Genomic DNA, 12,325 nt, shown 5'->3' with positions numbered 1-12,325 from the left:
GGTTACCCTTTTACCCGGTTCTCGGTGCCGGGCTCCACCAGCGCCGCCACCCACTTGGTGCGCGCCTCGCGGGCGAGTATTTCCTGGCGGGTGTATAAGATCAGCGACAGCGTATAAAAGCAATAGTAAGCCACAATGCACAGCAGCAGAGGGTACAGCATGCTCGGGTGAATACTGCTAGAGCCGGTAAACTTAATACTGGCGGGCTGATGTAAACTGTACCACCAGTCCACAGACTTATAGATAATGGGTACATTCACCGTACCCACCAAGGCCAGAATGGCGCAGACTTTGTCGGCGGCCTCCTGCTCGGGATAGACCTGCCCCAGAAGCACGATGCTGAGGTACAAAAACAGCAGGATCAACATAAAAATATTGCGCGCATCCCACTCCCAAAACGTCCCCCAGGTGGGGTAACCCCAGAGCGAACCGGTTATTAACGTGAGCGCGGTAAAAGCCACCCCAATAACGGCGGCGGACTTCATTACCATAAACGGCAGTTTCATTTTCCAGATCAGGCCGATGCCACCGGCAATAGCCATCAGGTAGTAACCGGCAAGCGATAAAACCGCCGCGGGCATATGGATAAATATAATCCGGTAGCTGTTGCCCTGTTTGGCATCCACCGGCGCAAACGCGAGGCCCCAGGTAAAACCAATGACCAATAGTGCAATGGTTATAGGTGCAAACCATACCAGCCAGCGGCCGGTTTTCTCGTAAAACCAGCGCGGGGAACCCAATCGATGAAACCACTGCCAAGCCAAAGTGTTAACCCTCTAATACATTATTGATTTGCCGATACTCTGAGCGCCCCGGCGACCGCCGCGGGCATAACCATGAGCGCCAGCGCCAGCCCCGCCCCCAGCAACGCTAACTCGCGACCATAGCCAAACCCCGCCACCGCGCTGCTGACCGCATTGGCGCCGATAATCAGAACGGGCAAATACAAAGGCATAACCACCAGCGTCAAAATAAGGCCGCCGGCGCGCAGGCACACGGTTAATGCGGCCCCCAGCGCACCGATTAACGCCATAATGGCGGTCCCCAAAAGCAACGATAACACGAGCGCTAAATACCCCGACGGTGGCAGCGCCAGCATAACGGCCAAGAGCGGTGAAACCAGCGCGAGGGGCAAGCCCGTGGTCAGCCAATAGGCCGTAATTTTTCCCAACACCGTTAAAAACAAAGGCTCGGAGGACAACTGAAACTGAACCAGGGTGCCGTCTTCGTAGTCGCAGCGAAACAGGCTGTCGAGAGACAACAGGGTTGCCAGCAATGCCATAATCCACAACATGCCCGGCGCTATGCTGCCCAACAGCTGGCGCGACGGATCAACTCCCAGGGGCAACAAGGTGATCGTAATTAGGTAAAACAGCAGTGGGTTAACAAGATCACTGCGCTGGCGCCAGCTCAGTTTTAAGTCCCGGGCCAGCACCGCGCGCCAGGCGCCAGCCACAGGCGGGCGTGCGTCAGGCATAGTCATAGGCGTCCAGAGGCTGATAATCCGATAAGTTCAGGTTTTTTAGGCCGGGCAATTCCAGCGCCTGGTGCGAGGTAATGACCGCGATACCGCCGCGCTCGGCGTGCTGCTGCAGTAGATCCTGCAGCCGCGCGACGCCTTCTTTATCAATGGCGGTAAAGGGTTCGTCCAGAATCCAAAGCCGCTCGCCGCTCAGGTACAGCTGCGCCAGTGCCACGCGGCGCTTTTGTCCGGCGGACAAATTGCGGCACAACGCCCCGTGATAGGCGTCTAAATCTACTTGCGCAAGCGCTTGCAAGCCTTGTTCGGCGGCCACCGCCTGGCCGCGCAATCGCGCCAGCCAGTGTAAGTTTTCCCACACAGTCAACGACGGTTTAACCGGCACCTGATGGCCCAGGTAAAAAACCTCGGCGGTGAAGGCTCGACTGCGCCGAATGGGATGCCCGCGCCACAGGATCTCGCCCTCTGAGCAGGGCAGCAAACCGGCCAAGGCGTTGAGCAAAGTGGTCTTACCCGCGCCATTAAACCCCAGCACCTGCAGCACTGTGCCCCGAGGACAGTTATACTCAAGCTGAGTAAACAGCGTGCGACCGTCCCGGACGCAACTAACACCATTTATTGCAAGCTCGACTGGCTCGGCGGTTTCCCGTTCTGACATCAGGGCACTCAATATTTGTGGCTCACGGCCGTAAAGGTTAATGCGCGCTGATTATAAAGGCAGGACGAGCAAAAGTTTACCCACAGCGGCCTTTTTCCACCCCAAGGTGCATTATGCCCGTAGATTTTACCCAGCTTTACTCTTCGTCCTCGGGCAACCCAAGTGCCCGCGGCGCACTGCGCCCCGGAATCAACCTGAGCGCCCTGGCATCCCTGCCCCTGAAAACCGGAGAAATGGCCACCGCCGAGGTGGTCCGCCTGCAAAATATAAAGCCCGAGCACCAAGCGCAGCTGCTAAAACAGGGACGTATCGAGCCCCCGCCCACCGCCGCGTCCAACACCGGCAAAGAGAGCGCCTCGCCCGCCCCGGTGCGGCTGGCGAGCCTGTTGGTGAAAGGCCAGATTGTTCAAACCTTAACCCGCGCCTTGCTGACCCCGGGCGATAAACTGGCTGTAGCCGTTCAACCAGGGCGTGGACTTGTGATTCAGCCACCGGGTACAAACAGCGTTATGGCCGGTAAAGGGACCAGTGCGGCACTGCAGCAAGCCCTTGTGAGCACAGACGTTGCCACGGCCAATACAAATCGCCCCCCAATTGCACCGCAAGAGCTCGCCACGGCGCTTAGGGAAATACTACCGCGCCAGAATGGTCCCACCCTTGAGCCCGCAATCGCCTTACTGCAGCGGCTACTGCAGCAATTACCCAACCAAAGCGGGCTAAAAAACATACAGCAATTGCTGCAAAAGCTTGAAAGTCAGGCCCTAACGCCGAATACACCGCAAATGCTTACGGCGCCAGCGGCTAAAGAGGCCGTGCAGAACACGGGGACCTTGTTGGAGGCGCGGCTGCTCAACGCGCTGCGAAGCAATCCGGCGGCGCTGGAACCTGTGCTACAAAACGATCGCAAAGCCATTTTGCTAAAGCTGGCCCAAGCCGTAGTCAGCCAGCTTACCCCGAGCGCTGTGAGCGAGCCGGCCCAGCGAGCTATTACGCCGCAAAAGCCTGCCGATTTACCCCTGCTTGCTCAGCTGCTGGGCACCGGCGGCCATAAGGCTCAAGCGCAGCAAAATCGCTTGACCCTCGAGCTGATGGAGGCACTGCCCGGCGGTAAAAATGCTCTGCTGCAGGATTTATTAAACGCATCGCCGCGCCCTGCCACCGCCGAGCAAAGCCAAACCCTGCGCACCCAGCTATTGTTGCTCACCCATCAATTAACTCTGACCAGTTTAGCGCGCATTCGCCAGCAGCAATTGCAACCCGAAATCAGTCGGGCGCGTCAGGGCGAGGCGCCAGCCGGCATTAACATCCACCTGGATGTTCCCATTCGGGTTGATCAGCAGTTATACAACGCCCGACTGGGCATAGAAGAATTCCCCGATCCGGAGTCCGACCGGGCGACCACCAAGCAAGCCAAATGCTGGCAAGTCACTCTGGATCTGGACACCCCCGCCGGCCCGCTGGCGGCGCGTTTACGCTACCTAAACGCCAGCGTTGATGTGGTGATTTGGAGTGAAGATAAAACGCTATTAACCGAGGCAAAAACTCGCTTTAACGAATACCGTGCGCCGTTTGCCGCCGCCGGCATTGAATTAAACAAGGTGCAGTTTCGCGAGGGCGCGCCCCCAGAGCAAGGCAACAAACTCAGATACAACCTGGTGGACATTACCACATGAGCGATACTGCCGAACTTGAGGATCTGCAAAAAGCCGTCGCTCTTTATTATGACGGCACTCACTCGCCCGTTATTAGTGCCAAAGGTTCGGGCGCACTGGCGCAGGAGATTATCGATATCGCCGAGGAGCACGGTGTTCCCCTGTGCGACAATGCCTCGCTGGTGGATTTTTTGGTCACCCTTGAGTTGGGAGACGAGATACCGGAAAAGCTTTATTTGGCCGTCGCCTATATTATCGCGTTTGCCTACGACTTAAAGGGTGAGCGGCCGCAGGGAAGCTAGCCGCGTTATGGATACTGGTAACGAATAAGCACATCCATCGATTCACCTTCACTGTCGGTGATATTGGAGCGCCCGGCAAAAGTCATAAGCTGTTTCTGGGGCGAAAATTCAAGGTAAATGGGATCGATAAACATCGCCAGAAAGCCGTTATCCAACTGCATCTTCAGAGTCAGACGATCCTCGGACGGCTCGCCGAAAGGCGTGCGCTCCGGCTCCACTTTTTGCGCACTTAGCCCCACATTCTTAAGATCGCTGACAAAGGCGAAGGCAAAGCTTACCGCTTCGCCGTTACTTAAAGCATTCCATTGATCGAGAATAAAACCCACAAAACCCGCATCCACGACTTGGTTATCGGCCGGGCTCAACGTTTTGCTTTTGCTATCGCCGTTTTCTTCACGAGTGAGCGTAACGAACTGCTCCTCTACCCTCGCCTGCAGGCCATAGTCTCGATTTTCATAACGAAGCGTAAAGCTGGGACTGATTTTGGACCGGGAGTAATCGAGGGTTTTAACCGCAATCAGATCTTCGCTGGCAGACCGGTACTCGACTCTGACTTTGTCTTCAGACACTTGATAATAGGCTTCGCTGTACAAGAGTGCGTCGGTTTCGTCTAGGTTATAGGCTTTACCCACCGCAAATGGTTGGGAGGCGGCCGACACTTTTAACGCAAAAAACAACAGCAGACACAAATGTAGCGATAATAATTTCATCACTGAGTCTCCGGGGAGTTATCCGTACGCGGAAATACAAGTCTTGTCAGAATCCGGCTTAAAGCCAGATGCAGAGGTAAAACGCCAAGCCATACCAGGGCGATGATGCTTGCCCCCATTTCTTTCGGAACGCCCCAGCTAACCCCCGAGATAGCGACACCTGCGATGTAAGATAAAGGCGCCGACACTGCCCCCAAAATGGCAGCTAACCAAGGACGTCCGTAAATTGCGTGCAGTGAATGGTTGAGCGTTAAACCGAGCAGTGCCCACAAACACATTAGCCACAAGGGCTGTATCACAAGCGAATACTGCAGGACGCCGCCGACCAAAAGTGCGGTGTCGTGAATAAACCCCATGGCAATAGCGAGGATCACCGCAATAACATCTTGACGATGACCGCCCCAATACAAAAAATGAACCGCTATTGCCGCCAGAGTGTAAACCAAGGCGACCGCCAATGGGGCCATTAGGCATAGTAGCCAACCGATCTGGAACATTGCCGCGTTTGCCAAGATCAGGCGATGCTCGTTCAGGGTATCCCGTATTTTAGCGAGGGGTTTGTTCACGGACGGTAGTCGGGGTTTGCCAGCAAAAATTGTCCGGTGCCGATGCTGCGCTCGGCGAATCCGCCCTCGCAATAGCAGAGATAGTATTCCCACATGCGAATAAAGCGTTCATCAAACCCCTGAGCCCGGACCGTGTGCAGCTGCGCCCAAAAGCGCTCGCGCCAGCATTTGAGGGTCTTGGCGTAGTGGGCGCCAATGTCTTCAAAATGAACCAGATTGAGCGAGCTGTGGGACTGGGTAAGCTCCATTAGCTTGCTTACAGACGGCAAACCTCCGCCGGGAAAAATATAACGCTGGATAAAGTCTACCGAGTCCTTCGCCATATTATAGCGCTGGTCAGTGATGGTGATCGCCTGAATCAGCATCAACCCGTCGCGCTTAAGCAGCTTGCCACAGGTTTTTACATAGGTGGCATAGTGCTCGTAACCCACCGCCTCAATCATCTCGACCGACACCAACTTGTCGTAGCTCCCCTGCAAGTCGCGGTAATCGTCAAACAACAGGGTTATGCGATCTTCCAACCCAGCCTCTTTGACCGCCTTCTGGGCGTGCTCGTATTGTTCATGACTGATGGTAGTGGTGGTCACGCGGCAGCCATAGTGCTGGGCCGCATAAACCGCAAGCCCGCCCCAGCCGGTACCAATCTCCAGCAAGTGGTCCTCGGACGTAAGCTCTAATTTGTCGCAGATAACTTTAAGTTTGTATTCGGCCGCCTCGTCTAAACTGGCCGTTTCACTGGGAAAAATGGCCGAGGAGTACATCAGTTGTTTATCCAAGAACAGCGAGAAAAACTCATTGCCTAAATCATAGTGTGCGCTAATGTTGCGCCGGGCGCCCTCCTTGGAGTTGCGACGCAACCAGGCAAAGACCTTAAGCATTGCTTTGCTGACACGGGACTGGCCCTGATCCATCGTATCCAGCGTATCGATATTACTGACAAAAATACGCACCACATTGGTTAGGTTGGGGGTAGACCAGTAACCCGACATATAGGCTTCACCAGATCCGATGGAGCCCGAAAAAGCTACGTCACAATATGCGGCCAAATCATGCACGTGGATATCGGCCACAATCTCGGCGTGATCGGGGCTCTGACCAAAGGTAAAGCAATCCTCTCCTTCATGAATCCGCAGACAACCGCGATAGAGCTTGGCCAGGGTCTTATGCACCAGGGTCCTCGCTACCTTTTCACGGTAGGTAAACGCACGGGCACGGTGGGAGCTGATAGCAGAAATACCTTTGCGGGTCGTTGTTTCTGTCACTGTTTTTCTCCTTTACCGGTTACTGCTGTTTGCACCGGGGTGATCGTATACAGGTGCGCCTTTCCACCAAAGTTTTAACGCCTGCCAATAGATGGCCAGGGGAACCTTGGCACTGTTAAAGGGAGTACGCCAGAGCACGCGATTTAGATGCGTTTCAGTCCAAGTTTTACGTGTAAGCACCAAGGTGGCGTCCATATGGCATTGGCCCTCGCGGTGATTTTCCATATGCACGCACAGACGTTTTCCGGGAGTGGTGCTCGACCAATCATAGGTCATATCCATGGGGTTAAACGGCGAGACGTGAAACGCTTTGGCAAATTTGTGCTGGGTTTTATTTTTTTTGGCTACGGCCGGTATCACGTAAGTGTGGCGCTCATCCCACGGGGTATTGTTGACCTGGGCAACAATACAGCGTAGCTGAGCATTTTCGTATACATAGTAAAGGCTCACCGGGTTAAAACAGGTACCCCACTGACGCAAATTGGCCAGCAAATACACTTTATGCTCCCGCCCCTTGTCTAGCTCTGCAGAGGCTTTTTCAAGCACCAGCTCTTTCAGTGGGCGGTCCACGGGCCCCATAAAGTCTTTGCGCCGGAACTGCCCCAGATTGCGTTTATTAAAAGACCAGAACCTGAGCGGGGAAAACAATTCGCCGAGCGAATCCAAGTCCATAAAGAAAAGATCGAGACGATAGCGAAACTCGTGCTCAACCGGCGTAAATCGCCGATGCCTGACCCAACCGGAATAGATGGCACTTGGGGGCTGAGAGTCACTCACAATTCAATTCCAAAATCTTTAGCCACGCGCAGCGCCGAGACTACCCCGTCTTCGTGGAAGCCATTGTGCCAGTAAGCGCCGCAAAAATGGGTATTCTTAACGCCGCTAATCTCTCGCCAACGGGACTTGGCCGCCACGCTTTCACGGGTAAAGACCGGGTGATCGTACTCGTATTCGCCCAGAATGGCCGAGCCGTCGATTCGGTCACCGGGGTTCACACTGACACAAAAGGTCTCGGGCGCTTTGATACACTGAAGAATATTCATATTATAAGTGAGCAGTGTGCGGTCATCTTGCTCGGCCGGCAAACAGTAATTCCAGCTGGCCCAGGCGGCTCTGCGCCGAGGTAGCAGACTGCTGTCGGTATGCATAACAACCCGATTGGCTTTGTAAGGTATGGCCCCTAACAGCCCTTGTTCGGCTTCAGTGGGGTCTGCTAGCAGGGATAATGCTTGATCGCTGTGGCAGGCGAACACCACCTCGTCAAAGATTTCTGGGGTTGTCCCCGCCCGCTCAATGGACACCCCCTGCCCGTTCCGGCTAACCGATTGAATCTGCGCATCAGTCACAATTTTGTTCGCGAAGGATTCGGTGAGCGGCTTTAAGTAACGGTGGGAGCCGCCCACCAGGGTGTACCACTGTGGCTGATCGGTAATGGTGAGCAAGCCGTGATTGTGGAAAAACCGAATAAAAAACTCGAGCGGCATTTTAGCCGCGGTCTGAGTACCGGACGACCAAATCGCAGACACCATGGGCAATAAATAAAAGTCGGTAAACGCCTCACTGAAGCCCTCTTGGATTAAAAAATCTTCCAGCGTTAGCTCCGAATCAATGGCATTACTGTGGTGCAATTGGGTGCACTGGCGGTTAAACCGAACGATATCGCTCAGCATGCGCCAATGCCGTCCACTGAATAAGTTACGTTTTTGCGCAAACAAACCGCCGACATTGGTTCCGGCGTATTCGTAACCCGTCTTTTCGCAGGTGACACTAAAACCCATTTCCGTTTTCTGCCCCTGCACGCCCAGCTGCTTCATTAAGGCAATAAAATTGGGGTAAGTACGGTCGTTGTAAACAATAAACCCGGTATCAATCCAATAATCGCCCGATTCTACCGAAACAGGCTTGGTCGCGGTGTGGCCGCCGATGCGGTCGTTTTTTTCGAACACGGTAATATCGTGCTTTCGATTTAAAAGATACGCACAGCTCAGACCACTGATGCCCGACCCTATAATTGCAATTTTCTTACGGTTTTCACTCATCCACGCTTTACCATTTTTTGTAATAATTTAACCTGAAGCCCCGTCGGCAACAGGCTTCCTAAGCGTAAACTGAAAGCTAACTGCCAGGGGAACTTATAGAGATAGCGGCGCTGAACAATAGCTTTCATCACCGCACTTGCAGCCTGCTCGGCACTCATTAAAAAAGGCATGGGAAAATCGTTTTTATCGGTTAACGGTGTTTTGATAAAACCGGGTTTAATCACCGTAACATCAATACCTTTGTGATAAACATCAACCCTGAGGCTTTCTAAAAAATAGTCCAGCGCCGCCTTTGAGGCACCGTAAACTTCTGCCCGCGACAGGGGCATCTCGGTTACCAAGCTTGAAATGCCTACCACCTGTGGCGCACGGGTCGAGACGGCCAACTTATCCAAGCTGGACTCCAACACGTTGGCCGCACCCAGCACATTCACATCAATCACGCGCTCACAGGCTTCGGCATTTACCTGTCCGGGGGTTAGGTATTCACAGGTACCCGCGTTCAGAATGAGCGTGTCAATAGCGTCCACTTCAGCCAACGCGGCGGCAACGCTTTTGCGATCTCCAATATCGGCCGAAATCGCTCGCAAGCTATTTTGATGGGCTTGCAGTAGATCGTTTAGTGGCTCTAGGTGGCGCGCCAAAACGGTAACCCGACAGCCGTGATCGATAAGCTGGTGGACTAACGCTAAGCCGAGGCCCTTGGTGCCTCCGGTAATCAATACTTCGCGGCCGGAAAAAGTCTCTTGGGTCATTGCTCGGACTCCTTTTTGTTGACGCTGGCAAAACGCTCTATCGCCTCATTACGGCTTTGTTTGACATCGACAATGGGGTTTCGGTAACCCTTGGCTCCCTCACCCGAGTAGATATTTTTCCCGGTCACATCGGCAAGTTCGGGAATATAGCGGCGAATAAACTCGCCTTTAGGGTCGAAGCGCTCGGCCTGGTTAATGGGGTTCATGATTCGAAAATAAGGCGCAGCGTCGGTGCCCGTTGACGCGCTCCACTGCCAGCCGCCATTGTTTGCACAAAACTCGCCATCCACTAGCTGCTCCATAAAGTACCGCTCGCCCCAGCGCCAGTCTATGCCGAGGTTTTTGCTTAAAAACATCGCGGTTATCATCCGCAGGCGATTGTGCATCCAGCCGGTGTTGTTAAGCTGACGCATGGCGGCGTCAACAATAGGGATGCCTGTTCTGCCCTCACACCAGGCATCGAAGACTTTGTTATCGCGACGCCAGGAGACTTTATCGGTGTAAGCTTGCATGGGTTTGTGCTTGCACACTTGGGGGAAGGCCACCGCCACGTGCATGTAGAACTCGCGCCATATCAATTCCGTAATCCAGGTGTTCACCCCCGGGTCTTCAGCCCAGTGTCCGCTTACGCTGTTTGCGGCGGCGATAAAACACTGCTTGGGACTGATCAGACCGAGGCTTAAGTAAGGCGATAAGCAGGATGTACCCGGCTCGGCAGGAAAATCGCGACGCTCGTGGTAATCCTCGATTCCGGCTTCGCAAAATTCACCTAACTGCGCCAAAGCCGTCTCTTCACTGGGAGCCCAGTGATCATCGTCCACCTCGGACAATGAGAGGCCCGAAAATTTGTTAACAATAGTTTCAGGGTCCACCTTAAGGGACTGTTTTCGACTGGGCTTGGGGTAAACAGTTAGGAAAGTCTGATCAATTAATTGGCGCCACGCTTTACTAAATGGGGTAAAAACTCGGTAAGGATCACCCTGCTTGGTTGTGAGAGCGCCGGGCGGAATCAGGCAGCGATCGTGGTAACGTTTAAACTTGATATTATTCTCTTCGCACAAATCGCGAGCGGCGCGATCACGCTGAAGTTCATCCCAGGGATACTCGGCGTTGCAATTCACTTGATCAATTTCATGGTGCAGACAGTGTTTGAGTAGCGCCTGGGAAATATCGGCAGATTTTTTAACCCGAATAATGTCCAGTCGAATGGCCGCATCGGCGAGACTTTCCTGCAGATTCAGCAGTGCCTCGCGGGTAAACCACAACTTGCGAGGCCCTACCGGATGCGTTTTGATGTACTCATCGCAAATAATATAAAGAGCGGCAACGGAATTCTCGTCCGTTTCGTCGCGATTAAGGCCGTGGTGCAAAGCTGGGTTATCGTGAACTCTTAGATCACTTCGAAACCAAACCAAAGTGTTCATTAAGGCTCCAGCCGATTTTTAATATAGCGAACCAGGCCACCCACAACTGGCACTTGCTCGTAAAGCATCTCGCCCAAATCGTAGTAATCACGGTGAAAGGTAATCTGCTGGCTAGTATGACGTAGGTGCGAACAGCCCTTGACCGAAATCAGCTCACCCGAGGCCAACTTGGGGTGTGAAAACCGCATGGTCCAAAACAAACTCGTGTCGAAGTTGTCCGGTAGATGGCTTTGACTGATCACCGACTCAAAATCAAAGTGACACTGGTTTAACCCGGCCGCCATCTCCAAGAAATACTCCCGCAACGCCTCTTTGCCTTTAATCTGGGTCACCGGGTCGATAAATAAAACATCGTCGCGGTAGAGGCCCAACAAGCGCTGGACACTGGACTGGTTAAACTCACCGTAAGCGCCCATTAAATCCTGCAGCAGCGCCGAATCGGTGAGTGGTTGAGAGCCTGAAGCTTTGACTTGCATATCATTCATGATAAGCACCCGCGTTAACTAGATTGCTGCACGTTCCGCAGACCCAGCTTTTCTGGATGCGGGGACCAAAAAGTCTGCTTTTGAAGATACACATCGTCGACCTTTAGCAAATGATGCTTAAGCAGCGTCATTGGCACCACCAGGGGCACGAAACCGGTGCGGTAATTTTCAATCAAATCACCCAGTTCAGCCTTTTCCTCGGCATCCAGCTGGTTCTTTAGGTAACCACGCAAATGCATCATCGCGTTGGTGTTGCCTTTGCGCGTCGCCTTGTGGCTCAGTGCGGCCATAAACTGCACAATGAATTCATCACACAACTCTTCGATAGGTCGACTTTTGAGATCGGCCAACAATCGCCCTATCGCCTTGTAGCTGGCCACATGGTGCGCCATAACCTGATACTTATAGCGCGAATAAAAGTTGATTAACTTTTGCGCGGTGGGCTCTGGCTCCACTTGGGTGCGCCAGTCGTGGTAAGCAAAAACCCGGGTAATAAAGTTCTCTCGCAACCCAGCGTCATTCAGCCTGCCCGCTTCCTCAACGGGCAATAGCGGATAAGCCTCGATAACCTCGCGGGCATAAATTCCACGCCCCTTTTTATCCAGTGGGTAGCCATTCTCGCCGTAACGCTTTAAATCAAACACCCCGCAACTGGGGGAGTTTTGCATAAAAATATAGCCGCACAGAGACTTGAACTCGGGAATGGTTTGCTGGGCGTAATCGACCAAACGATCTGTCACATCAACGCTGGGATCGTCATTTTGCTGTACCCGGCTGTCACCATCGACATTGACTATACGAATGGGCTTGCGGGGAATGCCCAAGCCAATGCCCACTTCGGGGCACATTGGATGAAATTCGAAATACTGATTCAGCTGATCAGTAACATAGCGCGAGCGCTTGTGTCCGCCATCGTACCGAACCTGCTCGCCCAATAAGCATTGACTGACACCAACGGGAATTTTTTGCGTGTTTGTCGACATTGTTTCACT

General features: G+C 53.5%; 14 protein-coding genes. 2 read left to right on the top strand and 12 right to left on the bottom strand.

Annotated features, from left to right (window positions below):
- Positions 1-2 precede the first annotated feature (2 nt).
- Genes ccmC through ccmA form a run of 3 tightly spaced genes read right to left on the bottom strand, consistent with a single transcriptional unit; the run spans position 3 to position 2,138 of the window.
- Positions 3-764 (bottom strand): heme ABC transporter permease CcmC, encoded by a 762-nt coding sequence (gene ccmC, locus M6D89_RS03810; RefSeq protein WP_253966699.1) that lies wholly within the window; start codon positions 762-764, stop codon positions 3-5.
- A gap of 20 nt (positions 765-784) precedes the next feature.
- Positions 785-1,477, bottom strand: coding sequence for a heme exporter protein CcmB (ccmB, locus tag M6D89_RS03805; RefSeq protein ID WP_253966698.1), 693 nt, complete (start codon positions 1,475-1,477; stop codon positions 785-787).
- Positions 1,470-2,138: a cytochrome c biogenesis heme-transporting ATPase CcmA gene (ccmA, locus tag M6D89_RS03800; RefSeq protein ID WP_253966697.1), complete on the bottom strand. Its 669-nt coding sequence runs from the start codon at positions 2,136-2,138 to the stop codon at positions 1,470-1,472. The genes ccmB and ccmA overlap by 8 nt, the downstream gene beginning before the upstream one ends.
- A 113-nt stretch (positions 2,139-2,251) precedes the next feature.
- Here ccmA and M6D89_RS03795 point away from each other — a divergent pair, with 113 nt between their 5' ends.
- Positions 2,252-3,811, top strand: a complete 1,560-nt coding sequence (locus M6D89_RS03795) for a flagellar hook-length control protein FliK (RefSeq protein WP_253966696.1) — start codon at positions 2,252-2,254, stop codon at positions 3,809-3,811.
- Entirely contained in the window at positions 3,808-4,092 is a 285-nt protein-coding gene (locus M6D89_RS03790) for an EscU/YscU/HrcU family type III secretion system export apparatus switch protein (RefSeq protein WP_253966695.1), read from the top strand. Before M6D89_RS03795 ends, M6D89_RS03790 begins: the two co-directional genes overlap by 4 nt.
- 5 nt (positions 4,093-4,097) lie before the next feature.
- Here the strand turns inward: M6D89_RS03790 and M6D89_RS03785 are convergent, their stop codons facing one another.
- Genes M6D89_RS03785 through M6D89_RS03745 form a run of 9 tightly spaced genes read right to left on the bottom strand, consistent with a single transcriptional unit; the run spans position 4,098 to position 12,316 of the window.
- Positions 4,098-4,802 carry a hypothetical protein gene (locus tag M6D89_RS03785; protein ID WP_253966694.1) on the bottom strand — a complete coding sequence of 235 codons (705 nt, stop codon included), beginning with the start codon at positions 4,800-4,802 and terminating at the stop codon, positions 4,098-4,100.
- Positions 4,802-5,368: a DUF2878 domain-containing protein gene (locus tag M6D89_RS03780; protein ID WP_253966693.1), complete on the bottom strand. Its 567-nt coding sequence runs from the start codon at positions 5,366-5,368 to the stop codon at positions 4,802-4,804. Before M6D89_RS03780 ends, M6D89_RS03785 begins: the two co-directional genes overlap by 1 nt.
- On the bottom strand, positions 5,365-6,630 hold the full coding sequence (locus M6D89_RS03775; RefSeq protein WP_253966692.1) for a class I SAM-dependent methyltransferase: 1,266 nt from the start codon (positions 6,628-6,630) through the stop codon (positions 5,365-5,367). Before M6D89_RS03775 ends, M6D89_RS03780 begins: the two co-directional genes overlap by 4 nt.
- A 12-nt stretch (positions 6,631-6,642) precedes the next feature.
- Positions 6,643-7,407, bottom strand: a complete 765-nt coding sequence (locus tag M6D89_RS03770) for a DUF1365 domain-containing protein (RefSeq protein WP_253966691.1) — start codon at positions 7,405-7,407, stop codon at positions 6,643-6,645.
- Positions 7,404-8,669 (bottom strand): NAD(P)/FAD-dependent oxidoreductase, encoded by a 1,266-nt coding sequence (locus tag M6D89_RS03765; RefSeq protein WP_253966690.1) that lies wholly within the window; start codon positions 8,667-8,669, stop codon positions 7,404-7,406. Before M6D89_RS03765 ends, M6D89_RS03770 begins: the two co-directional genes overlap by 4 nt.
- Positions 8,666-9,424, bottom strand: a complete 759-nt coding sequence (locus M6D89_RS03760) for an SDR family NAD(P)-dependent oxidoreductase (protein WP_253966689.1) — start codon at positions 9,422-9,424, stop codon at positions 8,666-8,668. Before M6D89_RS03760 ends, M6D89_RS03765 begins: the two co-directional genes overlap by 4 nt.
- Entirely contained in the window at positions 9,421-10,848 is a 1,428-nt protein-coding gene (phrB, locus tag M6D89_RS03755) for a deoxyribodipyrimidine photo-lyase (protein WP_253966688.1), read from the bottom strand. Before phrB ends, M6D89_RS03760 begins: the two co-directional genes overlap by 4 nt.
- Positions 10,848-11,333 (bottom strand): nuclear transport factor 2 family protein, encoded by a 486-nt coding sequence (locus M6D89_RS03750; RefSeq protein WP_253966687.1) that lies wholly within the window; start codon positions 11,331-11,333, stop codon positions 10,848-10,850. Before M6D89_RS03750 ends, phrB begins: the two co-directional genes overlap by 1 nt.
- 14 nt (positions 11,334-11,347) lie before the next feature.
- Positions 11,348-12,316, bottom strand: coding sequence for a YbgA family protein (locus M6D89_RS03745; protein WP_253966686.1), 969 nt, complete (start codon positions 12,314-12,316; stop codon positions 11,348-11,350).
- Positions 12,317-12,325 lie beyond the last annotated feature (9 nt).

Origin of the sequence: Gilvimarinus xylanilyticus, from assembly GCF_024195295.1 — a bacterium.
In the GTDB taxonomy this organism is placed as follows: domain Bacteria; phylum Pseudomonadota; class Gammaproteobacteria; order Pseudomonadales; family Cellvibrionaceae; genus Gilvimarinus; species Gilvimarinus xylanilyticus.
This window is presented reverse-complemented; position numbering and strand designations above follow the sequence as displayed.